This window comes from Bradyrhizobium sp. 134, assembly GCF_023074155.1.
In the GTDB taxonomy this organism is placed as follows: Bacteria; Pseudomonadota; Alphaproteobacteria; order Rhizobiales; family Xanthobacteraceae; genus Bradyrhizobium.
Genome location: NZ_JADPKX010000086.1, coordinates 408,460 through 431,472, shown reverse-complemented (window position 1 = coordinate 431,472; position 23,013 = coordinate 408,460). Strand labels below are relative to the sequence as shown.

Annotated in this window: 18 protein-coding genes; 11 read left to right on the top strand and 7 right to left on the bottom strand. The window is 63.8% G+C overall.

Annotation, left to right across the window (positions count from 1 at the left end; translation table 11 throughout):
* The first annotated feature begins 28 nt into the window (after positions 1-28).
* Both IVA75_RS36830 and IVA75_RS36825 read left to right on the top strand, forming a co-directional pair.
* Positions 29-316, top strand: a complete 288-nt coding sequence (locus IVA75_RS36830) for a hypothetical protein (protein ID WP_007593600.1) — start codon at positions 29-31, stop codon at positions 314-316.
* Between the two features lie 175 nt (positions 317-491).
* Positions 492-1,262: an SDR family oxidoreductase gene (locus IVA75_RS36825; RefSeq protein WP_247288729.1), complete on the top strand. Its 771-nt coding sequence runs from the start codon at positions 492-494 to the stop codon at positions 1,260-1,262.
* 115 nt (positions 1,263-1,377) lie between these two features.
* On the opposite strand, the gene IVA75_RS36820 is transcribed toward IVA75_RS36825, so the two are convergent.
* Genes IVA75_RS36820 through IVA75_RS36810 form a run of 3 tightly spaced genes read right to left on the bottom strand, consistent with a single transcriptional unit; the run spans position 1,378 to position 7,020 of the window.
* Positions 1,378-4,746 (bottom strand): error-prone DNA polymerase, encoded by a 3,369-nt coding sequence (locus IVA75_RS36820; RefSeq protein ID WP_247288727.1) that lies wholly within the window; start codon positions 4,744-4,746, stop codon positions 1,378-1,380.
* Positions 4,743-6,335 (bottom strand): DNA polymerase Y family protein, encoded by a 1,593-nt coding sequence (locus IVA75_RS36815; RefSeq protein WP_247288725.1) that lies wholly within the window; start codon positions 6,333-6,335, stop codon positions 4,743-4,745. The genes IVA75_RS36820 and IVA75_RS36815 overlap by 4 nt, the downstream gene beginning before the upstream one ends.
* The gene (locus IVA75_RS36810; RefSeq protein ID WP_247288723.1) at positions 6,232-7,020 is read right to left on the bottom strand and encodes a DNA repair protein; all 789 of its coding nucleotides are present in this window, start codon (positions 7,018-7,020) and stop codon (positions 6,232-6,234) included. Before IVA75_RS36810 ends, IVA75_RS36815 begins: the two co-directional genes overlap by 104 nt.
* Before the next feature lie 165 nt (positions 7,021-7,185).
* Here IVA75_RS36810 and IVA75_RS36805 point away from each other — a divergent pair, with 165 nt between their 5' ends.
* The 3 genes from IVA75_RS36805 (at position 7,186) to IVA75_RS36795 (ending at position 11,590) form a co-directional block, all read left to right on the top strand.
* Positions 7,186-8,421, top strand: coding sequence for a putative DNA modification/repair radical SAM protein (locus IVA75_RS36805; RefSeq protein WP_247288721.1), 1,236 nt, complete (start codon positions 7,186-7,188; stop codon positions 8,419-8,421).
* The gene (locus IVA75_RS36800) at positions 8,421-9,863 is read left to right on the top strand and encodes a UdgX family uracil-DNA binding protein (protein ID WP_247288719.1); all 1,443 of its coding nucleotides are present in this window, start codon (positions 8,421-8,423) and stop codon (positions 9,861-9,863) included. Before IVA75_RS36805 ends, IVA75_RS36800 begins: the two co-directional genes overlap by 1 nt.
* Before the next feature lie 98 nt (positions 9,864-9,961).
* Positions 9,962-11,590 (top strand): inorganic phosphate transporter, encoded by a 1,629-nt coding sequence (locus IVA75_RS36795; RefSeq protein ID WP_247288717.1) that lies wholly within the window; start codon positions 9,962-9,964, stop codon positions 11,588-11,590.
* 75 nt (positions 11,591-11,665) lie between these two features.
* Here the strand turns inward: IVA75_RS36795 and IVA75_RS36790 are convergent, their stop codons facing one another.
* A complete protein-coding gene (locus tag IVA75_RS36790) occupies positions 11,666-12,838 on the bottom strand; it encodes a M20 aminoacylase family protein (RefSeq protein WP_027569022.1) in 1,173 nt (390 codons plus the stop codon).
* A gap of 200 nt (positions 12,839-13,038) precedes the next feature.
* Between IVA75_RS36790 and IVA75_RS36785 the strand changes: the two genes are divergently transcribed.
* The 5 genes from IVA75_RS36785 (at position 13,039) to IVA75_RS36765 (ending at position 17,614) form a co-directional block, all read left to right on the top strand.
* Positions 13,039-14,658: a GMC family oxidoreductase N-terminal domain-containing protein gene (locus tag IVA75_RS36785; RefSeq protein ID WP_247288715.1), complete on the top strand. Its 1,620-nt coding sequence runs from the start codon at positions 13,039-13,041 to the stop codon at positions 14,656-14,658.
* Positions 14,659-14,846: 188 nt separating this feature from the next.
* Positions 14,847-15,791, top strand: a complete 945-nt coding sequence (locus IVA75_RS36780; protein ID WP_247288713.1) for a metallophosphoesterase — start codon at positions 14,847-14,849, stop codon at positions 15,789-15,791.
* A gap of 23 nt (positions 15,792-15,814) precedes the next feature.
* Positions 15,815-16,150 (top strand): cupredoxin family copper-binding protein, encoded by a 336-nt coding sequence (locus IVA75_RS36775; protein ID WP_027569019.1) that lies wholly within the window; start codon positions 15,815-15,817, stop codon positions 16,148-16,150.
* A gap of 157 nt (positions 16,151-16,307) precedes the next feature.
* Positions 16,308-16,856 carry a sigma-70 family RNA polymerase sigma factor gene (locus tag IVA75_RS36770; RefSeq protein WP_247288712.1) on the top strand — a complete coding sequence of 183 codons (549 nt, stop codon included), beginning with the start codon at positions 16,308-16,310 and terminating at the stop codon, positions 16,854-16,856.
* Entirely contained in the window at positions 16,853-17,614 is a 762-nt protein-coding gene (locus IVA75_RS36765) for an anti-sigma factor (RefSeq protein ID WP_027569017.1), read from the top strand. The genes IVA75_RS36770 and IVA75_RS36765 overlap by 4 nt, the downstream gene beginning before the upstream one ends.
* 15 nt (positions 17,615-17,629) lie before the next feature.
* Here the strand turns inward: IVA75_RS36765 and IVA75_RS36760 are convergent, their stop codons facing one another.
* Positions 17,630-18,034, bottom strand: a complete 405-nt coding sequence (locus tag IVA75_RS36760; RefSeq protein ID WP_247288711.1) for a GFA family protein — start codon at positions 18,032-18,034, stop codon at positions 17,630-17,632.
* A gap of 115 nt (positions 18,035-18,149) precedes the next feature.
* On the bottom strand, positions 18,150-19,541 hold the full coding sequence (hpnO, locus tag IVA75_RS36755; protein ID WP_026233264.1) for an aminobacteriohopanetriol synthase HpnO: 1,392 nt from the start codon (positions 19,539-19,541) through the stop codon (positions 18,150-18,152).
* 141 nt (positions 19,542-19,682) lie between these two features.
* On the opposite strand from hpnO, the gene IVA75_RS36750 reads away from it, so the two are divergent.
* Positions 19,683-20,315, top strand: coding sequence for a DUF2147 domain-containing protein (locus tag IVA75_RS36750; protein ID WP_247288710.1), 633 nt, complete (start codon positions 19,683-19,685; stop codon positions 20,313-20,315).
* On the opposite strand, the gene IVA75_RS36745 is transcribed toward IVA75_RS36750, so the two are convergent.
* Complete coding sequence (locus IVA75_RS36745; RefSeq protein ID WP_247288709.1) at positions 20,283-22,871, bottom strand: MMPL family transporter; 2,589 nt, start codon at positions 22,869-22,871, stop codon at positions 20,283-20,285. The genes IVA75_RS36750 and IVA75_RS36745 overlap by 33 nt on opposite strands.
* Positions 22,872-23,013 lie beyond the last annotated feature (142 nt).

The following is a 23,013-nucleotide window of genomic DNA, read 5'->3' as shown; positions in this document are numbered from 1 at the left end:
CCATCGCATTAGCACACAAGGACATGCAATGGCCGCCATCGATCCTCTCACCGCAGGCGCCGTGTTCATCGCAACGGCGGCTACCGACGCGGTCTATGTCATGTTCACCTCGGCCGTGATCGCGCGCAAGCGCGTGCCCGCGGCGAACTGGAGCGCGGTCTGGTACATGCTCTCCTCCTATGCGGTGATCAGCTACACCGAAAACGCTTTCTATGTGGCTTTCGCGGCGATCGGCTCCTGGGCCGGCGCCTACGTCTCACTGACATTCCTGCACCGCCCGCCCGGCGGCCCGCCGGTGGGGGCGGCACCGGAGTGAGGGCCGCTGTTTCCACACGCTCATTGCGAGCGAAGCGAAGCAATCCAGAGTCTTTCCGCGGTGGCAGTCTGGATTGCTTCGTCGCAAGAGCTCCTCGCAATGACGATGTGGAGGCTTTTGGGCGTCTCTCGAAACAGCTACACTCGCTGCGACCAACAAAAAAGGAAACCAAACAATGGATCTCGGTCTCAAGGGCAAGAACGCCGTCGTACTTGGCGGGACGCGCGGCATCGGGCGGGCGATTGCGGCGACGCTGGCCGGCGAAGGCAGCAATGTCGCGGTGTGTGCACGCAACGCGGACCAGGTTGCCGCCACCGTTACGGAGTTGAAGGCCAGCGGGATCCGCGCGACCGGCGGCCCGGTCGACGTCACCGACGGCGCGGCACTGAAATCCTGGATCGAGAATGCTGCAAAGGAGCTTGGTGGCATCGACATGCTGTTCTCCAACGCGGGCGCAATGGCACAAGGCCATGATGCCGCTTCGTGGGAGCAGAATTTTCGGCTCGACCTGCTCGGCGCCGTGCATGCGTTCGACGCCGCGCGGCCGTTCCTCGAGGCCAGCGGTGTAAGCAGCGGCGACGCCGCCTTCGTGATCATCTCATCGATCTCCGCGGCGCAAGCGGATACGGCGAGCTCCTACGGCCCGATCAAGGCTGCGTTGATCCACATGTCCAAGGGGCTGGCACGGCAGTACGCGAAGAAGAATATCCGCGTCAACGTGGTCTCGCCAGGCACGGTCTATTTCAAGGGCGGCGTCTGGAATACGATCGAGCAGAACATGCCCGAGCGCTACAATGATGCGATGAAGCGCAACCCCACCGGCCGCATGGCGACGCCGCAGGAGATCGCGAACGCAGCGGTGTTTCTGGCGAGCCCGGTGTCGGGGTTCACCACGGGCTCCAATCTGGTGGTGGACGGCGCGATCTCGAACCGGGTGAATTTCTAGAATATGCTCGTCATTGCGAGCGCAGCGAAGCAATCCAGTATCTCTCCGCGGTAACAGTCTGGATTGCTTCGCTGCGCTCGCAATGACGGTGTGGCAGCAGAGTGCTCTACATTCCTCAATGGAAATCCCTTGACGGCGGCAGGATGCGGACATTGCGGGGATGGCGAAGTTTTTGCGCGGGCGCATCCGCATGCACCCGGGGATCGTCGTTGAGCGGTTCGACCACGGTGGCGCCTGCCGGCACCGGATGCTTGTGGCCGAGGGCGTCGTTGGCGAGGCCGACCAGATCGTGCGAACGGTCGATCATCCGCTGGGCGATCAGATGCGTCACCTTTTCAGGGCTGCTCTGGATATAGCCTTCGACCAGGATGAGGCGTGCGCCCATCACCTCCTTCCGGTACTGCTCCATGATCTTCGGCCACACCACGACATTGGCGATGCCGGTTTCGTCCTCCAGTGTCATGAACACGACGCCGCTGGCGCTGCCCGGCCGCTGCCGTACCAGCACGACGCCGGCACAGCGGACACGGCGCCGCTCGTTGTCATGATTGATGTCCTTGCAGGCGACGATGCGCTCGCGCGAAAACATCTCGCGCAAAAATTCCATCGGATGCCCCTTCAGCGATAACCGAATGGTCTGATAGTCCGCGACCACCTGTTCGGCCCGCGGCATCACCGGCAACGGCCTGGCGCGCTCGTCCGGCTGCTCGCGTGCGGTGGCCACCTCGAACAGCGGCAGCGGCACATCGTCGGGCAGGCGCCGCACCTGCCACAGCGCCTCGCGGCGGTCGAGCCCGAGCGAGCGGAACGCGTCGGCATCGGCGAGCAAGATCAGCGCGCGCTTGGGCAGACCGGTGTCGCGGGCGAAATCTTCCAGCGAGGTGAAGGGCCGGCGGTTGCGCGCGGCGACGATGCGGTCGGCCCAGTCGGGCGCTCTCTCCACATACTCATTCCGAGGCGCGCCTCTTTTCAGCCTTTCCTCATCCTCATCGAGCCAATGAAAACCGTCGATCTGGCGGAAGCCCAGGCGCACGGCGCAATATTTGCCACTTCTTTCTTCCAGCGTGTTCTGCGCAAAGCTGTAGGACACATCGATATCGCGCACCTCGACGCCGTTCTTGCGAGCGTCGCTGACGATCTGCGCCGGGGCGTAAAAGCCCATCGGCTGCGAGTTCAGGAGGCCGCAGCAGAACGCATCAGGGTGATAATGCTTCAGCCATGAGGAGATATAGACAAGCTGCGCGAAGCTTGCGGCATGGCTCTCCGGAAAACCGTAGCTGCCAAAACCCTTGATCTGTTCGAAACAGTTTCTGGCAAAATCCGGCGCATAACCGCGTGCGATCATGTTGCCGATCATCTTGTCTTCGAACTTGCCGATGGTGCCGACATTGCGGAACGTTGCCATCGCACGGCGCAGGCCGTTGGCCTCCTCGGCCGTGAACTTCGCGGCCTCGATCGCGATCCGCATCGCCTGCTCCTGAAACAAGGGCACGCCGAGGGTCTTGTGCAGCACTCTGTAAAGCTCGTCCTTGTCGCCATGCTCCGGTGACGGCGATGGATAGTTCACTTTTTCCAAGCCGTTCCGCCGCCGCAAATACGGATGCACCATGTCACCCTGGATCGGCCCCGGCCGCACGATCGCGACCTCGATCACGAGATCGTAGAAGGTCCGTGGCTTCAGCCGGGGCAACATGTTCATCTGCGCGCGGCTCTCGACCTGGAACACGCCGAGCGACTCCCCGTCGCACAGCATGTCGTAGACTTTGGAATCATCCTGCGGGACGCTCGCCAGCATCCAGCGTTCGCCCTTGTGCTGCTCGATCAGATCAAAGCACTTGCGGATGCAGGTCAGCATGCCCAGCGCGAGCACGTCGACCTTCATCATGCTGAGCGCGTCGACATCGTCTTTGTCCCATTCGATGAAGGTGCGATCGTCCATCGCGGCATTGCCGATCGGCACATAGGTGTCGAGCCGGTCCTGCGTGAGCACATAGCCGCCGACATGCTGGGACAGATGACGGGGGAATTCGATCAGCTCGGTCGCGAGCTCGACTGCGAGGTTGATCATTGAATTTTGCGGATCGAGGCCGGCCTGCCTGACCTGCATGTCGTTGAGGCCCTTGCCCCAGCTTCCCCAGACGGTGTCGGCGAGGGCCGCGGTGACGTCCTCGGTCAGGCCCAGCGCCTTGCCGACGTCGCGGATGGCGCTGCGCGGGCGATAATGAATGACGGTGGCGATGATCGCAGCGCGATGGCGGCCGTAACGGCGATAGACATATTGCATCACCTCCTCGCGCCGCGAATGCTCGAAATCGACGTCGATGTCGGGCGGCTCCAGCCGCTCCTTGGAGATGAAGCGCTCGAACAGCAGATCGACCTTGGTCGGGTCGACCGAGGTGATGCCGAGCACGTAGCAGACCGCCGAATTCGCCGCCGATCCCCGCCCCTGGCACAAAATGTTCTGGCTGCGGGCGTAATGCACGATGTCGTGCACGGTGAGGAAGTAATGCGCGTATTTCAGATCGGCGATCAGTGCGAGTTCTTTCTTCAGGGTGGCGCGCAGCTTGTCGTCGATCTTGCTGCCGAAATATTTGTCGACACCGGCCCAGGTCAGATCCTCCAGATGCCCCTGCGCGGTCTTTCCCGGCGGCACCGGCTCATCCGGATACTGATATTTGAGCTGATCGAGCGAGAAGGTGATCTTGTCCGCAAAGCGCATGGTCTCCGCGATAGCTTCGGGGAAATCGCGGAACAGCCGCGCCATCTCCCTGGGCGTCTTCAGAAATCGCTCGGCATTGGCTTCCAGCTTCCGGCCGACCGCCTCGATCGTGGTTTTCTCCCGGATGCAGGTCAGCACGTCCTGGAGGGGACGGCGCGCGGGGTGGTGATAGAGCACCTCGTTGGTCGCAAGCAGCGGCACTTTTGCTTTTGCGGCGAGATCATCGAGCTGCGCGAGGCGGCGGCGGTCGTCGCCACGATAGACCAGGCTCGCCGCCAGCCACACGCCCTCGGCACGACTTGCCTTCAGCTTGGCGAGGATGTCCTGCGTCTGCGCCGCATCGAAGCGATGCGGCAGCGTCAGGATCAGGAGTTGGCCTTCGGAAAACGCAAGGAGATCGGCGAAGGTGAGATGGCACTCGCCCTTCGCAATCCGCGTGATACCGTCGCCGCGCTTGCCCCGGGTGAGAAGCTGGCACAGCCGGCCATAGGCGGCGCGATCACGCGGATAGACCAGGATATCGGGCGTGCCGTCGATGAAGACGATGCGGGTGCCAATCAAAAGCTTCGGCTTGTGCAGCACCTCGTCATTGTCGAGCTCCTTGTAGGCGCGCACCACGCCGGCGAGCGTGTTGTGATCGGCAATGCCGATCACGGGAATGCCGAGGATGCTGGCCTGGTGCACATAGGCACGCGGATCCGAGCCGCCGCGCAGGAAGGAGAAATTCGTGGTGATGCCGATCTCGGCATAAGCAGGCGTGTTCATGCGAAGAGACCGTGCACATACCAACCGGGAGGAGCGGGCTTGCCGTCGCCGTCGAAGCACTCCCCCTCGTAAAGACCGTCGCGAAAGATCCAGAAGCGCAAGCCTTCGGCATCCTCGATGCGGAAATAATCCCGCGTCAGTTGCTTGCCGTCCTGCCGCCACCATTCCATGGCGATGCGCTCGGGGCCTTCCACCCGCACCACCGCATGCTGCGCGCGGCGCCAGGTGAATTGATGCGGCGGCCCGTCGGGCACGGTCGCAAACGGCACATTGATCGGCTCAGGCTTGTCGAACAGCCGCAACGGACGCAGCGGCGGCTCAGTCTCGGTGCGCGCGGGCCATTCGGCCTGCATGGCCACGGCGAGATGATGCTGCGCCGGTGCGGCCAGCACCGCACATTCGGGGATATGGGTATCCTCAGGCAGATGCACGACGACGCGCTTTCCGCCGATGCGCGCGGCGATGCGGTCGATCAGCGCGGCAAGCTCGTCATTGTCGTGGACATGGGCGTCGAGATCGCGCTGCTCCTGCACCACGATTTCGGTGCGGCTTGCCGACAGCCGCACCATGTCGAAGCCGAAGCCTGGATCGAGCGGATCGGCGAGTGCATCGAGGCGCTCGCGGAACAGCCGGTCGACGACCGCGCTCCGCGTCACGGGACGTCCGGTCTCGACCATGATCGCGCGCACCGCGCCGTCGGTACGGAAGAAGGTAGCCTCTAACCGTCGCGCGCCCTTGCCCTGCTTCTCCATCGACACGATCAGCGTGTCGGCGAGGCGCGACAGCGTCACCGCGATCATGGTGTCAGTCGCGATCGGCTCGGCAAAGCGTTTCTCCACGATGTAGTCGGGCAGCGGCTTTCGCGGGCTGATCGGCGCATCGCCCTGCCCCAGCGCATGCGCGAGCAGCGTGGAGAACCGTGCGCCGAACCGCGCCGTGATTTCACTCGGCGTACGCGCGGCGACATCGCCGACCGTCTTCAGGCCGGCGCGGCGCAGGCCGGTGCTGATGGCCTCACCCGCACCAAGCGCGGACACCGGAAACCGGCTGATTGCCGCCGCCTCCCCGCCATCGGCGACGATACTACCAGATGCCTGCCGCGTCAGCGTGCGCGCGCAGACCGAGGTGCCGGCGATCGCCGCGCTGACGGCAAAGCCCTGGCGATCGAGGGCACGGACAAGGGTTTGCAACAGCGCAGCCTCGCCGCCGAACAGATGCGCGCAGCCGGTGATGTCGAGGAACAGCCCGTGCGGCGGATCGAGTGCCACCAACGGCGTGAAACGATCGCACCAGTCGGCGATGTCGCCGATCGTCTTGGCATCGGCCACGGCATCGGCGTCGAACACCTTTAAATCAGGACACATCGCCCGGGCATTGGCCAGAGGCTGGCCGATATGCAGACCGAGGCGCTCGGCCGCCTCGTCCAGCGCATGGATCACCAGCGCGTTGCTGTCCTTGGCAACGACGATGCTGGGCGCATTATTTTCATGCAGTCCGACGTTGCCGAAGAACCGCTGAATCCGATCGATGGGCAGGCGCGGCAGCCACAGGCTGAGGATACGCCGACGATTCAGAGAACTGGCACTCATCACATTTCCATTCCATGATCCACCGGCCGCACGGGCCATGACGATTGCGCAGGAGTTCGGCATCGAAGCGCGGCGCCCCCCAAGCGCTCCACATCGCGCCCGGCGGCGAATGCGCCGCGCGCAGTATCCATCTGGTCTCGGCGGTTGAGGGTAAAGGTTGCGCGGCCATCCGCAGCAACAGGCCGGTGACACCGGAAGATTGCGCAGCCAGCGTCAGCTTGCGGCTCGCCACCAGATCGAACTGCCTCGTCTCGCCCCAGAGCTCGAGCACGACCGCACCCAGCGCGTCGCAGGCGAGCGCATCGGCCGACGTGCGCAACGCACTCTCCACATCGGCGGCGCGCACCATCACCATGCGGCGTGGATCGAGACCGATCTCGGTGAGCCCGCTCATCGACAGCGCACCGGTTTCAATTTCTGAAAAATCCTGCCGCACCCACAGCAGCGGTTTTCGCGCCGTCATCCGCCCCGCAAGTCCGGTGACAAAGCCCGTCGCGGCCGCGCCCTGACGTCCCTCGCAAAATACCTCGTGGATTGCCGCGCGCGCGAGCCCGCCCTTTAGCGCGTTGTCGGCCTCGCGATGGCCGAGCGCGACACGGTCGCGATGATGCACGACCTCCGCCGTCTCGATGCGCTCGATCTGGCCGCGCAAGGCTGCAAGCGCGCTGATGCGTGCGCCGCTCATGGTCGCCGCTCCTTGAAGGGGTGATTGCCGTGGCTCTCAAAAAGAGAACCAACGGCTGGCTCATTTGTTCATGATATGTTCTAATATAAAGCTAACGGCGCCTGGAGAGTCAATCGAATTGGCACTCTTCGGGATTCATGAGCTGAATCAAAGGGATTCCAATATATGGACGTGCAACGCAAGCTGGAAATCCTGGCGGACGCCGCCAAGTACGACGCGTCCTGCGCCTCCAGCGGCACCGAGAGACGGGATTCCAGCGACGGCAAGGGCATGGGATCGACCGCGCCCGGCATGGGCATTTGCCATTCCTACGCGCCGGACGGCCGCTGCATCTCGCTGCTCAAGGTGCTGCTGACCAACGCCTGCAATTACGACTGCCTCTATTGCGTCAACCGGGCCTCCTCCAACGTGCCGCGTGCCCGCTTCACCATCGACGAAGTGGTCAAGCTGACGCTCGACTTCTACCGGCGCAATTACATCGAAGGACTGTTTCTCTCCTCCGGCATCATCCGCAACCCCGACTACACCATGGAGCAGGTGGTGAGCGTCGCGCGCAAACTGCGCGAGGAGCATCACTTCCGTGGCTACATCCATCTCAAAACAATCCCCGAGGCCGACGATGCATTGATCTCCGAGGCTGGCAAATATGCCGACCGTCTCTCCATCAATATCGAGATGCCGCAGGAGACGAGCCTGCAGCAATTCGCGCCCGAGAAAGACGTGCGCGCGATCCGCCGCACCATGGGTCGGCTGCGGCTCAAGCTCGACGAGGCCGAGGAAAGCCGCAGCGCGAACACGAAAGCCAAGCCGCAGCGCTTCGCGCCGGCCGGCCAAAGCACGCAGATGATCGTCGGCGCCGACGCGGCCTCCGACCACACCATCCTCCACACCAGCGCCAATCTCTACGGTTCATACAGGCTGAGGCGCGTCTACTATTCCGCGTTCAGCCCGATCCCCGATGCCAGCCGCGCGCTGCCTCTGCGCGCGCCGCCCTTGCTGCGCGAGCACCGTCTCTACCAGGCCGACTGGCTGATGCGGTTCTACGGTTTTGATGTCGGCGAGATCGTCGACGACAGTGCGATGCTGCCGCTCGACATCGATCCAAAACTCGCCTGGGCATTACGCCACCGCGACCGCTTCCCGCTCGACGTCAACCGCGCCAGCCGCGAGGAGTTGTTGCGCGTGCCAGGCTTCGGCACCAAGGCGGTCGATCGCATTATCGCGGCGCGCCGCACGACCACGATCCGCGTCGCCGATCTCGCGCGGCTGCATGTGCCCCGCAACAAGGCGCTGCCGTTCATCGTCCTCAGCGACCACCGTCCCGCGCCGCACCGCCTCGACGAGGCACGGCTGATCGAACGGTTCAAGCCGAAGGCAACGCAACTGGGATTTAGCTTCTGATGCAATACATCATCCTCGAGAACGAAACCGATTTCGACGGCTGGCGCAAAGCCGCGCGTAGCCTCGTGCTTCACCAAATGAAACCGACCGACGTCACCTGGGCCGTGCAGGGCGGCGAAGCGGAGCTGTTCGCGCCGCCCTCACCGTCTCCGCTGCCGCAGGGCGGCGACGGCACCTTCAATGTGCCAGCAAAATTTGTCGAGCTCGCCAAGGCCGCGATCCTGCATCGCGATCCCGAGCGTTTCGCGATCCTCTATCGCCTGCTGTTTCGGCTGAAGGACAATCACGACCTCATCGAGGTCGCGACCGACCCCAATGTTGCGCAAGTCACGGCCATGGCAAAGGCGGTCTACCGCGACGAGCACAAGATGCATGCCTTCGTGCGCTTCCGCGAGATCGGCAGGGAACGCGAAGCACATTACGTCGCCTGGTTCGAGCCGGAGCATCACATTGTCGAACTCGCCGCGCCGTTCTTCGCCAAGCGCTTTGCCGACATGCCCTGGTCGGTCCTGACGCCGGACCTCTGCGCGCATTGGGATGGCCACGCGCTCTCGTTCACATCAGGCGTCAGCAAGAGCGAGGCGCCGAGCGAAGACCGGCTGGAGGAAACCTGGCGACGCTACTATGCCAGCATCTTCAATCCGGCCCGCCTGAAGGTGAAGGCGATGCAAACGGAGATGCCGAAGAAATATTGGAGGAACCTGCCCGAGGCTTCGATCATTAAGCCCTTGATCGCGGACGCTGAGCGCATGACCGGCGCCATGATCGCCAATGCCGCAACCGATCCGCACAAGCCTCAAAGGCGGCCGGAGGCTCCGATGAAACGCAAGACCGCTGCCGACGATCTCGACGCGCTCCGCGAGGAGGCCGCCCACTGCCGAGCCTGCCCGCTCTACAAGGATGCGACCCAGACCGTGTTCGGCGAAGGCCCGAAGTCTGCCAATATCATGCTGGTCGGCGAGCAGCCCGGCGACAAGGAAGACCTCGCCGGCCATCCCTTCGTCGGTCCGGCCGGCCAGATGCTCGACAAGGCACTGCAAGAGGCCGGCGTCGACCGCAAGAAGGTCTATGTCACCAACGCGGTGAAACACTTCAAGTTCGTGCCGCGCGGCAAGATCCGCCTGCATCAGAAGCCAAATACGCCGGAAATAAAAGCCTGCCGGCAGTGGTATGAGCGGGAAGTCTCCGTCATCCAGCCCGATCTCATCGTCGCGATGGGCGCGACCGCCGCGCAGAGCGTGTTCGGCAAGATCACCCCTGTAGGCAAGACCCGCGGCCGGTTGATCGACCTTCCCGACGGTCACAAGGCGCTGGTGACGGTGCACCCGTCCTATCTACTGCGATTGCCCGATCCGGAAGCCAAGGTGCTGGAATATCAGCGCTTTGTCGAAGACCTGAAGATCGTCGCCGGGTTGCAGAAGAAAGCCGCGCGCGCCGCCTGAAAACGGGCGGGAAAACCCCTTTCAGGCGCCGCCTGTCATCCAGCCTTCAAATCCATCGGAGACAATAGCCCTTACAGAAAGTTAAGGGGCGTCCAGACATGACCGATGTTGCATTCGACCGCGCGGTAGCCGATCCCGCGCCGATCCAGCCGGCTTCGCGGCCAAATCTCGACAAGGGCTTCAATCCGCTGACACTGATCCTGTTCTTCGGCATTCTCGCCGCGGGCCTGCTCTATGTGGCCTACAGCATCTATTCGGATGTCGATGCGACCGGCACGCGGGTCACGAGCTACCTGCCCTATATCCTCCTTATCGTCGCCCTCCTGATCGCGCTTGGCTTCGAATTCGTCAACGGCTTCCACGACACCGCCAACGCGGTAGCGACCGTGATCTACACCCATTCGCTGCCGGCCGAGGTCGCGGTGATGTGGTCAGGCTTCTTCAACTTTCTCGGCGTGCTGCTCTCGTCTGGCGCCGTGGCCTTCGGCATCGTCTCGCTGCTGCCCGTCGAGCTGATCCTCCAGGTCGGCTCCAGCGCCGGTTTCGCGATGGTGTTCGCGCTGCTGATCGCCGCGATCCTTTGGAACCTCGGCACCTGGTATTTCGGCCTGCCGGCCTCCTCCTCGCACACGCTAATCGGCTCGATCATCGGCGTCGGCGTCGCGAACGCGCTGATGCGCGGCCGCGACGGTACCTCGGGCGTGGACTGGGGCAAGGCCACCGAGATCGGCTATGCGCTGTTGCTGTCGCCGCTGGTTGGCTTCGTCTGCGCCGCCGGCCTGCTGCTGCTGCTCAAGCTGATCGTCAAGAACCCAGCGCTCTATGCCGCCCCTGAGGGTAATAAAGCCCCGCCGATCTGGATTCGCGGCCTGCTGATCCTGACCTGCACCGGCGTCAGCTTCGCCCACGGTTCGAACGACGGCCAGAAGGGCATGGGCCTGATCATGCTGATCCTGATCGGCACCGTGCCCACGGCCTACGCGCTCAACCGCGCATTGCCGGAGTCGCAAGTCGCCCAGTTCGCGAAGGTCTCGGATGCCGCCTCCAAGGTGGTTGCGGCCAAGGGCGCCGGCCATGCGATCATCGGCGATCCCCGTCCTGCGGTGACGCAGTACGTCACCTCGCATCACATCAGCGAAGGCACCTATCCTTCTCTGTCAGTGCTGGTGAAGGATGTCGGCGAGCAGGTCGCGAAATACGGTTCGCTGAACAAGGTGCCGGCGGAAGTCGTCGGCAACACCCGCAACGACATGTACCTGACCTCGGAAGCGATCCGCTTCCTGATGAAGGACAAGGAAAATGACCTTAGCAAGGAAGAGGTCGCGACCTTGAACGCCTACAAGGGCGGCCTCGACAGCGCGACCAAGTTCATCCCGACCTGGGTGAAAGTGGCCGTCGCGATCGCGCTCGGCCTCGGCACCATGATCGGCTGGAAGCGCATCGTCGTCACCGTCGGCGAGAAGATCGGCAAGACCCATCTCACCTACGCGCAGGGTGCCTCCGCCGAGCTCGTCGCCGCCGCCACGATCGGCGCCGCCGACGTGTTCGGCCTGCCGGTCTCGACCACCCACGTGCTGTCGTCCGGCGTCGCCGGCACCATGGCCGCGAACGGTTCGGGTCTCCAGGTCGCCACCATCAGGAACATGGTGATGGCCTGGGTGCTGACCTTGCCCGTCGCTATCCTGTTGTCGGGCACGCTGTACGTGATCTTCTCGCGGATCTTCTGAAGCCGATCGCGCCACTCGAAGACAAAGGGCCCGTGCGATGCGCGGGCCCTTTTCGTTTGTGCTTTCGGCTTGACCTTACGACGCCGCGAGCGATTGCTCGACCAGCTTGACCCAGTACGACGTGCCGTAGACGATCGCCTCGTCGTCGAAATTGTAGGCGGGGTGATGCAAGCCGGCGCTATCGCCGTTGCCGCAGAAGATGAAGGCGCCGGGGCGCGCCTCCAGCATATAGGCGAAATCCTCGCCGCCCATCAGCGGCGACATCTCGAGCACGTTGGCCTCGCCCGCAACTTGCCCCGCGATGCGACGCGCAATCTCGGTCTCCGCGGCGTGGTTGTTCACCACGGGATAATTCCGCTGGTAGCGCAGGTCGATCTTGGCGCCGGTGATCTGCGCCACACCCGCCACGACCTCGTGCACGCGCTTCTCGACCAGCTTGCGCACCTCCGGCGACAGCGTGCGGATGGTGCCCCTCAGTGTCGCGGTTTGCGGAATCACGTTGCGGGCATTGCCCGCGTGGAACTCGCAGATCGAGATCACGGCCGATTCCAGCGGATCGACGCTGCGCGCGACGATCGACTGCAGCGCCGTGATCACCTGGGCGCCGACCAGAACGGAATCGACACATTTGTGCGGCCGCGCGGCATGGCCGCCGAGGCCTTCGATCATGATATCGACCTCGTCGGTCGCTGCCATGATCGGACCCGGCCGGATCGCGAACGAGCCGACCGGGATGCCGGGACCGTTGTGCATGCCGTAGACCTGCTCGATGCCGAAGCGCTCCATCATTCCGTCTTTGACCATCGCCAAGCCGCCGGCGCCACCCTCCTCGGCCGGCTGGAAGATCACCACCGCATCGCCGGCGAAGTTGCGGGTCTCGGCGAGATATCGCGCAGCACCGAGCAGCATCGCGGTGTGGCCGTCATGGCCGCAGGCGTGCATCTTGCCCGGGGTCTTCGAAGCGTAAGGCAGGTTGGTCTGTTCCTCGACCGGCAGCGCATCCATGTCGGCACGCAGGCCGATGGCCTTGAGGCCCTCGCCGGCCGGCTTGCTGCCCTTGATCACGCCGACCACGCCGGTCTGGCCGATGCCCGTCACGACCTCATCGCAGCCGAATTCGCGCAGGCGGTCTGCGACGAATGCTGCGGTGCGGTGGACGTCATAGAGCAGCTCCGGATGCTGGTGGATGTCCCGGCGCCAGGCCTGAATATCGGGTTGAAGGTCGGCGACGCGGTTCACGATGGGCATGGAGGGTCTCAAGCTTTGTTGAAAATGCAGGCCTGTCTACCATGCAAGCACCAGTCCACCCAACTGGCGGGGGCTCCGGGTAGCTCTGTCCTCTCATCATGGCCGGGCTTGTCCCGGCCATCCACGTCTGACTATTAGAACGGAAAGCGCGTGGATGCCCCGGACAAGCCCGGGCATGACGCCTGTTGGGTGGAAGCAGAATGCCAAGGCGGCTCGAAGGTGAGTTTGACTACATTGTCGTTGGTGCCGGAACGGCGGGCTGCATCCTCGCCAACCGGCTGTCCGCGGTTTCCAGCAATCGCGTCCTCGTCCTCGAAGCCGGCGGCGACGACAACTGGATCTGGTTCCACATTCCCGTCGGCTATCTCTTCGCTATCGGCAATCCGCGCTCGGACTGGATGTTCAAGACCGAGGCCGAGCCCGGGCTGAACGGCCGCTCGCTCGCCTATCCCCGTGGCAAGGTGATCGGCGGCTCTTCGGCGATCAATGCCATGATCTCGATGCGTGGACAGGCCGCCGATTACGATCACTGGCGCCAGCTCGGCATGACCGGCTGGGGTTATGACGACGTGCTGCCGCTGTTCAAACGGCTCGAGGATCACTTCCTCGGCGCGAGTGAGCATCACGGCGCCGGCGGCGGCTGGCGCATCGAGGCGCCGCGGCTGTCCTGGGACGTCCTTGATGCCGTGGGCGACGCGGCCGAGGAGATGGGCATCAAGCGCATCCCGGATTTCAATACCGGCGACAACGAAGGCACCAGCTATTTCCACGTCAATCAGAAGCGCGGCCGGCGCTGGTCGTCGGCGCGCGGCTTCCTCAAGCCGGTATTGAACCGCCCGAACCTGCGGCTCGAAAAGCATGTGCTGGTCGACCGTCTGATCATCGAACAGGGCCGCGCCGTCGGCGTGCGCTTCATCCAGAATGGCGAGATCTTCGAGGCGCGTGCGAAACGCGAGGTGGTCCTCTCGGCAGGCGCGATCGGCTCGGTGCAAGTGCTGCATCGCTCCGGCATCGGACCTGCCGACTGGCTGTCACCGCTCGGCATCGACATCGTGATGGATAAGCCCGGCGTCGGCCGCAATCTGCAGGACCATCTCCAGCAGCGCGCGATCTACAAGGTCGAGGGCGTGCGCACCCTGAACGAGACCTATTACAATCTGGTTCGACGCGGCCTGATGGGCCTGGACTACGCCTTCCGCCGCCGCGGGCCGCTGACCATGGCGCCGTCGCAGCTCGGCATCTTCACCCGTTCCGATGCGACGCGCACACGCGCCAACATCCAGTTTCACGTGCAACCGCTGTCGCTCGACAAGTTCGGCGATCCCCTGCACCGCTTCCCCGCGATCACGGTGAGCGCCTGCAATCTCCAGCCGACCTCGCGCGGCACCGTACGTCTGCGTTCGGCGACGCCGGACGAGAAGCCCATCATCGCGCCTAATTACCTTTCAACGGATGATGACCGCCAGGTCGGCGCCGACGCCATCCGCACCACCCGCCGCCTGATGCAGCAGAAGGCGCTGGCAAAATATCTCCCGAGCGAATATCTGCCCGGCCCCGCCGTCGGCGACGACGATGCCTCGCTCGCGAAGGCCGCCGGCGACATCGGCACCACCATCTTCCACCCCGTCGGCACCGCGAAGATGGGCGCGGCAAGCGATCCGATGGCGGTGGTCGACGAACGCCTGCGCTTCTACGGTCTCGGCGGCCTTCGCATTGTCGATGCCTCGATCATGCCGACCATCACGTCGGGCAATACCAACACGCCGACCGCGATGATCGCCGAGAAGGGTGCGGCGATGATTTTGGAGGATGCGAAGTGAATGCGTAGCCTTGATCGGGCGTAGCGAAATCCAGGGAGAGGACGCTCGATAGGTCCCGTATTCCGCTACGCTCCATACGGGCTACGCGTCCAACCACCTCACGAAAACGTCATCGCGTCCGGGAATAACACCCCCGCTCCCCCAATCACCTCCCCGAAGCCCAATTCCGGGCGAAGTGGAGCTGCGCGATGAGCGGACACGATCACGGCGAGGACGGCTTAAGCCGCCGCAAGGTGTTGGAATGCATGACCTGGGCCGGCACCGGGGTGCTCTGGACCATCACCGGTGGCGTCCCGCGCTCGCTCGGCATCATCGATTCCGCGCAAGCTGCGAGCGCGGCCGCGCCCGGAATGACCTTCCTCCAGATCAGCGATAGCCATGTCGGCTTCGACAAGCCGGCCAATCCCAACGCGCTCGGCACGCTGGAGGAAGCCATCAACAAGATCAACGCAATGCCGGTCAAGCCGTCCTTCATGATCCACACTGGCGACATCACGCATCTCTCCAAGGCCGCCGAGTTCGACAATGCCGATCGCATCATCTCGCAGAGCAAGCTCGACGTGCATTACGTGCCCGGCGAGCATGACTTCCTCGACGAGGACGTGAAGTTCTATCGCGAGCGCTACGGCCGCGGTACCAAGGGCGCAGGCTGGTATTCGTTCGACGCGGGCGGCGTGCACTTCATCGGCCTCGTCAATGTCGTCGACCTCAAGGCCGGAGGCCTCGGCAATCTCGGTGCCGAGCAACTCGCCTGGCTCGAGGACGATCTGCGCGGCAAGTCGAAATCGACGCCGATCGTGCTGTTCGCCCACATCCCGCTCTGGACCGTCTACCCCGAATGGGGCTGGGGCACTGAGGACGGCGCCCGCGCGCTGGAACAGGTGAAGGGCTTTGGTTCAGTCACCGTGCTGAACGGCCACATTCACCAGGTGATGCAGAAGGTCGAAGGCAACGTCACCTTCCACACCGCACGCTCCACCGCCTTTCCGCAGCCGGCGCCGGGAGCCGCCCCCTCGCCCGGACCGATGAAGGTCGAGGACGCAAAGCTCCGCGCGATGCTCGGCGTTGCCAGCATCAACTTCAAGCAGAATGAGCAGCGGCTCGCGATCATCGACACGCCGCTCCAGGGTTGATGCAGGGCGAACGGAAGCTGACAATGAAGACTCTCAATCGCCGCGACTTCGGTGTCGCCTTCGGTCTCGCTTGGGCCGCGGCCATGCTGGTACCCGCCACAACCGCCCGTGCCGACGACATGGAGGTGCATATCGACAATTTCGTCTTCCAGCCGGCCGAGCTCAAGATCAAGGTCGGCACCACCGTGACCTGGACCAACCGGGACGACATCCCCCATACCGTTGTGTCGGCCGGGAAGTTCAGATCCAAGACCCTGGACACTGACGACAAGTTCTCGTTCACCTTCACCAATGCGGGCGACTACAAATATTTTTGTTCTCTGCACCCGCACATGACGGGGATGATCAAGGTTGAGTAACGTCTCGAACCAAGGCATCAACGTCTTGCCCGGCCGGTGGTCCCACGCCGGCCGGGCTCGTGTGCCTTCGGTCACACACAGGGACGAAACGAACAGGGACGAAACGAGCAACGACGAGACGAAGCAACGATCAGAACAAGAGGCAAAGCGAGGAGCGATGCCCGCCAACGACGATTTGCAGAAGGCGCAACGCTTCCGCGAGGCGGCGCTGCCCTATCTCGACGACGTCTACACCCTCGCGCGCTATCTCTTGCGTGATGCCTCCGATGCCGAGGACGCGGTGCAGGAGTGCTATCTGCGCGCGCTGAAGCATTTCGACAGCTATCGCGGACCGGCGATGAAGCCCTGGCTGTTCGCGATCCTGCGTAACGTCTGCAATGCCGAATATGCACGGCGCGCGCACAGGCACAGCGCGATCGACGATACGCCCGGCGCTGCCGAGCAGACGCCGATCTGGCAGGAGACCGAGGCCAGTCCCGAGACCGAAGTGCTGCGCAGCCGCGATGCGGGCGCGATCCGCAAGCTGATCGACGCGCTCGCCGAGCCGTTCAAGGAAACATTCGTGCTGCGCGAGATCAACAACCTGTCCTATCGCGAAATCGCCGAGGCCGTCGGCGCGCCCGTCGGCACCGTGATGTCCCGCCTCGCCCGCGCCCGCGCCATGCTGCGCGCGGCCTGGACGGCGGATGAGGAGCAAGCAAGATGACCTGCGACGAAGCAAGAATCCTGCTTCACGCGCTGCTCGACAACGAGCTCGATGCCGGCCATGCGCGCGAGGTCGAAGCCCATATCGCGAGCTGCCCGGCCTGCGCTGCGGAGCTTTCGGCCCAACGCGACATGCAGCGCGTGCTCGCGGACGCCGATTTGCGCTACACCGCACCGGCGAGCCTGCGCGCGCGTATCGAGGCTTCGCTGCCGCAGCCGCAGCCGCAGCGCCAACAGCCGAGCCGCCGCTCCGTGCTGCGCGGCTTTGCGATGGGCTCGGCAGTCTCGGCGCTCGCCGCCTCCGGCGTCGTTGCATTGGTGCTGCGCCAGGACGACCAGCAGCGCATCCTGTCGGAGGTCGTCTCCGCGCATCTGCGCTCGCTCCAGGCCGGCCACCTCATCGACGTGGTCTCGACCGACCAGCACACGGTGAAGCCGTGGTTCAACGGCAAGCTCGACGTCGCCCCGCCCGTGATCGACCTCACCGCACAAGGGTTTACGCTGGTGGGAGGGCGGCTCGACTATATCGACGCCCGCGCCATCGGTGCGGTCGTCTACAAGCGCCGGCAGCACGTGGTGAATTTGTTCGTGTCGCAGACATCGAACGCGGAATACCGCGCGCCCAAGACCGAAACCATGCAGGGCTTCAACTGCCGGCGCTGGGGCAATCGCGGCCTGAACTTCTGGGCCGTCAGCGATCTCGCCCCCGACGAGCTTGCCGAATTCGTCGACAAGTTCGAGGCGGCGATGAAGGGTTAGCCTCTGCGCATCCAGTCATTCGAGCGGAGGAAATCGTTCGAAGACGGGCAGTTCGTGAGCCCGCTTCATCCAGCCAATCCGCTCGGCGACCTGAATGTGCATCGTCGCCGGAACGGCATCGGGGTCATCATAGGTCCCGCTCTGGATATCGATGATATCGGGCATCAGGTTTTCGTTGATGTAGAACAGCCCAGTGCCGCAATCGGCACAGAAGTGACGTCGTCCATGTTCGGATGATTGATAGATCTTCGGCTGACCGCGCACGACTTTGACGGCTTTGAGCGAATACATCGCCCAGCCGACCATCGGTGCCCCGGAGTGGCGGCGGCAATCCGCGCAATGGCAGAGCGCGTGCACCATCATGTCGCCGTTGACTTCGTAGCGGATCGCGCCGCAATGACAGCCGCCAGTCAAAGGCATCGCCCACTCCTCTCCCGGTCAGGTCAATGCCGGAAAATAAGCGTCGATTTGGAATTTCGGGAGACGGACTGCTTCAGCAGGTCGCACGTCGCGACATCAGGCCGCAGCACAGGCCTTACGCCGATCGCCTCACCGCGTTGTCCACCAGCGTCTTGCCGAGCGACCAGATCGCGCCGGGGACCTTGTGGCTGCCGGCGATGACGTCGTCGAAGGCGCGCTCGATCCAGCCGCAATCTTCCTCGGTGATGGTGAGCGGCGGCAGAAGCTTGATGGTGTGGCTGCCGTGGCCGGCAACCTGCGTGAGGATCTTGTGGTCCTTGAACAGCGGCACGGTGATGAGCTGGCAGAACAGGCCCTTGTTGGCCGCCTCCAGCACGTTCCAGGACGCCCGCAGCCGCAGCGATTTCGGCGGACCGAACTCGACGCCGATCATCAGGCCCTTGCCGCGGACTTCCTTCAACAGCTCGTAGCCGGGCACCATGCGCGTGAGCGCGAGGCGCAGCTCGGCACCGCGCTTGGCGGCGGACTCGATCAGCTTCTCGGACTCCATGATATCGAGCGTGGCGATGCCCGCGGCCATCGCCAGGTCGTTCTTGGAGAAAGTCGAGCCGTGCACGACTGCACGGTCCATCTGGTTGAAGATCTTGTCGAAGATGCTCTTGCGCGTCAGCACCGCGCCGACCGGCACATGGCCGCCGGACAGCGACTTCGACAGCAGCACCATGTCGGGCTCGACGTTCCAGTGCTCGACCGCGAGGAAGCGGCCGGTGCGGCCCATGCCGGTCTGGATCTCGTCGGCGACGAACAGCGTGCCGTATTTCTTGCAGAGCGCAGCCGCACCCGGCAGGAACTCGTCGGTGGGCATGTTGACGCCCTTGCCCTGGATCGGCTCGACGACGAAGGCGGCTACCTCGCGCGAGGCCAGCGCCTTTTCGAGCGCGGCGAGATCGTTGAACGGGATCGAGGTGCAGCCCGGCAGCAGCGGCTCGAAGCCGGTGCGAAAGTTCGAATCACCCGTCAGCGACAGCGCGCCATAGGTCAGGCCGTGATAGCCGTGGGCACAATAAACGATGCCCGGACGGCCGGTGGCGCCGCGGGCGAACTTGATCGCCGCTTCGACGCATTCGGCGCCGGAATTGGCGAAGAACGCCTTGTCGAGATAGGGGACGTACTTCAAAAGCCGCTCGGCAAGCACGCCGGCAAGCACCGAGACGTCAAACTGGACGAGGTTGGGCAGGTCGGCATCGAGCACGCTCTTGAGCGCCTCGCGCATGACCGGATGATTGCGCCCGATCGCAAACACGCCAAAACCGGACAAGAGGTCGAGATAGCGCGCCCCGTCGCGGTCGTAGAGGTACTGTCCCTGCCCCTTCTGGAAGCCGACATCGTAGCCGATGGTCTTCAGGACCCGAACGAACTGCTCGTTCAGATGCCGATTATGCAGGGCGCTGCGCTGGGCCTGGCGGTCCGCGAACAGCTGAGACATGTCTGGATTTGGGCTGTGCATCCGCTACATACTTCGGTTGAGGGCCGTCTCGTCAACTGAAAACGGAACGTCGCTGAAAACGGTCTGTGCGGCCTTTTGCCCTTTTTCGGACCATCTTCGCAAGCAGAGCTTTAGACCATGTTGCACTGCCAAGGAACTATCATGCGTTTAGCCCTTTACACCGGACTAATACTGGCTGGCGGTTACACCTGCCTGAACCCGGCGCTCGCGGCCGATCCGACCGGCGACTGGCGGGTTGCCGACGGTGTCGCCAACATTCGTGTCGCCCAATGCAATGGCAGCATGTGGGGCGCGGTTTCCTGGGAAAAACAGCCCGGTGGCCGCGACGAGAACAATCCGGACGCGTCGAAAAAGACCCGCCCCACGCTGGGCATGGCGACCCTGATCGACATGAAGAAGAGGCCCGGCGCCGATCAATGGGAAGGTCAGGTCTACAACGCCAAGGACGGCCAGCTCTACAGCGCGACCATCACGCCGGTTGGCACCGACCAACTCGAGATCAAGGGCTGCGTGATGGGGTTCCTGTGCGGTGGCGAGACCTGGACCCGGGTCAGTCCCCCGATTCCCTTGAGCCCCGCCAACGCCATGGCCAAGGGCGCGCCGAAGCCCACCGGCGCAGCGCCGAAAGCCCCGGCAACGACGGGCGCTACAGCGGCGCAGGCTGCGCCCGCAGCCCCGAAGGCCACCGGCACCGCCAAACCCGGTCAGAAGGGCGCCGCCGACCAGGTCGGCGACATCTGCCTACTCCCTGAGATTGCGGGGTTTGCCCATTAGGGCGGGCTGAAACAGCAGCACGGCGGCAAGCGTCGTCACCAGCGACAGCGCGAGCAGCTTGCCCATGCTGGACGTGCCGGGATGGCTCGACAGCCAAAGGCTGCCGAACGCGGTCGCCGTTGTCAGCGCGCTGAAAAAGATCGCGCGCGTCAGGCTGGTCTGGAGCAGGTTTGTCCTGCCCGAGCGCCAGGCCACGACATAGTAGATCTTGAAGGCCACGCCGACGCCGAGCAGCAGCGGGAACGCAACGATATTGGCGAAGTTGAGCGGCAAGCCGATCAGCACGCAGATCTCGAGCGTCACCGCGCCGGCCACCAGCAGCGGCACCAGCGTCATCAGCACGTCGACGAACCGGCGCAGCGTGACCCACAGCAACAGGCCGATCACCAGCAGCGCATAGATTCCGGCATGGATGAACGCCTTCACCACGGTGTCGCCGGATTTCAGGATCGAGACCGGACCGCCGATCGCGGTCGGCTCGGCAACGAGTACCGCCGCCGCAAATTTGCGCAGCGTGTCGTTGTCGTTGGGATCGCCCTTCGGCAGCGCCTCGACGCGGATGATGCCGTCCTTGCTCTTCCAGGCGCTGACGAGATCTGCCGGCAATGACTTCAGGGTGACCGGCTCGGCCTGCATCGCGTTCCGGAGCTGGTCGAACACAATCTTCATCGGCGCGACGAACACGTCCTGCGCCTTGTTCCGCGTGGCCTCGTCGCCATTGGCGAGCTTTTCCAGCGCGTCCGCGAGCCGACGCGACGCGACCGCTCCCGGGCCCTTCGCATCGCCTGCGGTCCGGCGCAGATTGTCGACCGAGGATTTCAGCGCATCGACGTTTTCCTTGTCCGACGGCGCGGCGTCGATCTGGTCGGGATTGAGCGCGGGGTTCAGCACCTTGGCGCCCTGCGCGAGCAGCTTCAGCTTCGGCGGCTGGTCTTCAGGAACGAAGCTGTTGAGCGACATCACGCGCAACACCTCCGGCACCTTCTCCAGCTTTGCCTCCACCTGCTTTGCCTGCTCTTCCGACGTGGTCATCACGTTGATGGCATTGGCGCCGGTGTTGGGATCCTTGCGCAAATCGAGGAAGGTCGCGATCGACTCTGCCTTCGGGTTGCGCAGATTCATCGGGTTGAAGTCGAACTTCATGAAATAGAGCAGCGGCAGGCCGGCGACCGCCAGAAACATCGTGCCACCGACGACGAGCACGCGGTGCTTCTCCAGGAAGTGATCGAGCGGCGCCAGGAAGGCATAGCCGACCGGCTCTTTCTCACCGGGCGGGTTCAACAGCTTCAGCATCGCCGGGAGCACGGTGATGCTGGTGAGGAACGCGACCAGCATGCCGACGCCGGCGATCTGGCCGAGTTCGGCGATTCCCTTGTAGTCGGTGGGGATGAAGCAGAGGAAGCCGGCCGCGGTCGCCATTGCCGCCAGCGATAACGGAATAGCCGAGCGCTTGGCAGCGAGGATCAGCGCCCCCGAGAGATCGTTGTGCTTGTAGCGCTCGGAGCGATAGCGGACGCTGTACTGAATGCCGAAATCGACGCCGAGGCCGACGAACAGCACGGCGAACGCGATCGACAGCAAATTGAGCGAGCCCACCATCATCAGGCCGGCGGCGGTTGTCAGCGCAAGACCTACGAAGAGATTGACGAACACCGCGAAGATGATCTTCGCCGAATGCAGCGCCAGCCACAGGATGAGCAGCACGACGAGAACCGTGCCGATGCCGTTGACGACGGCGCCTTCCTGAACGGTTGCATATTCCTCGTTGGCGATCGGGACCGGTCCAGTCAGCCGGACCCGCGCCTGGTATTTGGTGGCAAAATCCAGATCGGCTGCGGCCTTGCGGATCGCATCGGTGGCGCCCTTGCCGGGCTCCAGCGCATTGTAGTCGAGGATCGGCTTGAACTCGATGAAGGCACGCTTGTCCGAATCCGTCAGCGGCTCGTCACTGACGAGCTGGCGCCAGGAGAAGGTCGCATTGCCCTTGTTGAGCACGGTCTCGACCGTTTGCGCGATCTGGTTGAAGGGCCGTTCGGTGTTGTCGAGCTTGACCTGCCCGCGCTTGACGCCGGCAAGTCCTGTTTCCAGCGCGCCGGTCAGGCCACGGATCGAGGGATCGCCCGACATGATCTCGATCAGTGGCGCGGCGGATTCGAACTGGCCGGTGACCTTGGCAACTTCCTCTGTCGGCAGGAACAACAGGCCATTCTTTTCGAAGAACTCGCCGGTGCCGAGCTGCTGCATCGACTGGAATTCGGTCTTGTTGTCCTTCAGCTTGGCATAGAGCGCGTCCGACGCCGCGGTCGCCATCTCCGGCGTCTTGGCTTCGACCACCGCCGTAATCGTCGCATCGCGGTCGAAGGCGCGATCGAACTGCTGGTCGCGTTGGCGCCAGTCCAGATTTTGGGCAATCAGCGAGTTGATGTCGGTGTTGATGGCGAAATGCTGGGACGTGTAATAGCCCGCCCCCACCGCCAGCAGGAGCCCGAGAACGACGACGAGGGGGGCAAACCGGGTGCAGGCCCTGACGATGGCAACGACGACGCTTTGCAGCACTACTTTTCTTTCTGCGGTTAACAGCTTGCCGGAAACGCCCGCTGTTTAACGGAGTTCCCGGCCGAAACCTATTGCTGTTTTGAGTGGTTATCGCCGTCAGAAGGTTCGAGGTAAACGGCGGAAGACCATGGCAAAATCATGC

What these genes read in the sequence shown, in the direction of transcription:
- IVA75_RS36775 (WP_027569019.1), top strand. Translation starts at nt 15,815, where the DNA reads ATGAAGACTCTCAATCGCCGCGACTTCGGTGTCGCCTTCGGTCTCGCT.
- IVA75_RS36800 (WP_247288719.1), top strand. Translation starts at nt 8,421, where the DNA reads ATGCAATACATCATCCTCGAGAACGAAACCGATTTCGACGGCTGGCGC.
- IVA75_RS36760 (WP_247288711.1), bottom strand. Translation starts at nt 18,034, where the DNA reads ATGCCTTTGACTGGCGGCTGTCATTGCGGCGCGATCCGCTACGAAGTC.
- IVA75_RS36790 (WP_027569022.1), bottom strand. Translation starts at nt 12,838, where the DNA reads ATGCCCATCGTGAACCGCGTCGCCGACCTTCAACCCGATATTCAGGCC.
- IVA75_RS36765 (WP_027569017.1), top strand. Translation starts at nt 16,853, where the DNA reads ATGACCTGCGACGAAGCAAGAATCCTGCTTCACGCGCTGCTCGACAAC.
- IVA75_RS36805 (WP_247288721.1), top strand. Translation starts at nt 7,186, where the DNA reads ATGGACGTGCAACGCAAGCTGGAAATCCTGGCGGACGCCGCCAAGTAC.
- IVA75_RS36825 (WP_247288729.1), top strand. Translation starts at nt 492, where the DNA reads ATGGATCTCGGTCTCAAGGGCAAGAACGCCGTCGTACTTGGCGGGACG.
- IVA75_RS36780 (WP_247288713.1), top strand. Translation starts at nt 14,847, where the DNA reads ATGAGCGGACACGATCACGGCGAGGACGGCTTAAGCCGCCGCAAGGTG.
- IVA75_RS36750 (WP_247288710.1), top strand. Translation starts at nt 19,683, where the DNA reads ATGCGTTTAGCCCTTTACACCGGACTAATACTGGCTGGCGGTTACACC.
- IVA75_RS36820 (WP_247288727.1), bottom strand. Translation starts at nt 4,746, where the DNA reads ATGAACACGCCTGCTTATGCCGAGATCGGCATCACCACGAATTTCTCC.
- hpnO (WP_026233264.1), bottom strand. Translation starts at nt 19,541, where the DNA reads ATGCACAGCCCAAATCCAGACATGTCTCAGCTGTTCGCGGACCGCCAG.
- IVA75_RS36785 (WP_247288715.1), top strand. Translation starts at nt 13,039, where the DNA reads ATGCCAAGGCGGCTCGAAGGTGAGTTTGACTACATTGTCGTTGGTGCC.
- IVA75_RS36770 (WP_247288712.1), top strand. Translation starts at nt 16,308, where the DNA reads ATGCCCGCCAACGACGATTTGCAGAAGGCGCAACGCTTCCGCGAGGCG.
- IVA75_RS36810 (WP_247288723.1), bottom strand. Translation starts at nt 7,020, where the DNA reads ATGAGCGGCGCACGCATCAGCGCGCTTGCAGCCTTGCGCGGCCAGATC.
- IVA75_RS36830 (WP_007593600.1), top strand. Translation starts at nt 29, where the DNA reads ATGGCCGCCATCGATCCTCTCACCGCAGGCGCCGTGTTCATCGCAACG.
- IVA75_RS36795 (WP_247288717.1), top strand. Translation starts at nt 9,962, where the DNA reads ATGACCGATGTTGCATTCGACCGCGCGGTAGCCGATCCCGCGCCGATC.
- IVA75_RS36815 (WP_247288725.1), bottom strand. Translation starts at nt 6,335, where the DNA reads ATGAGTGCCAGTTCTCTGAATCGTCGGCGTATCCTCAGCCTGTGGCTG.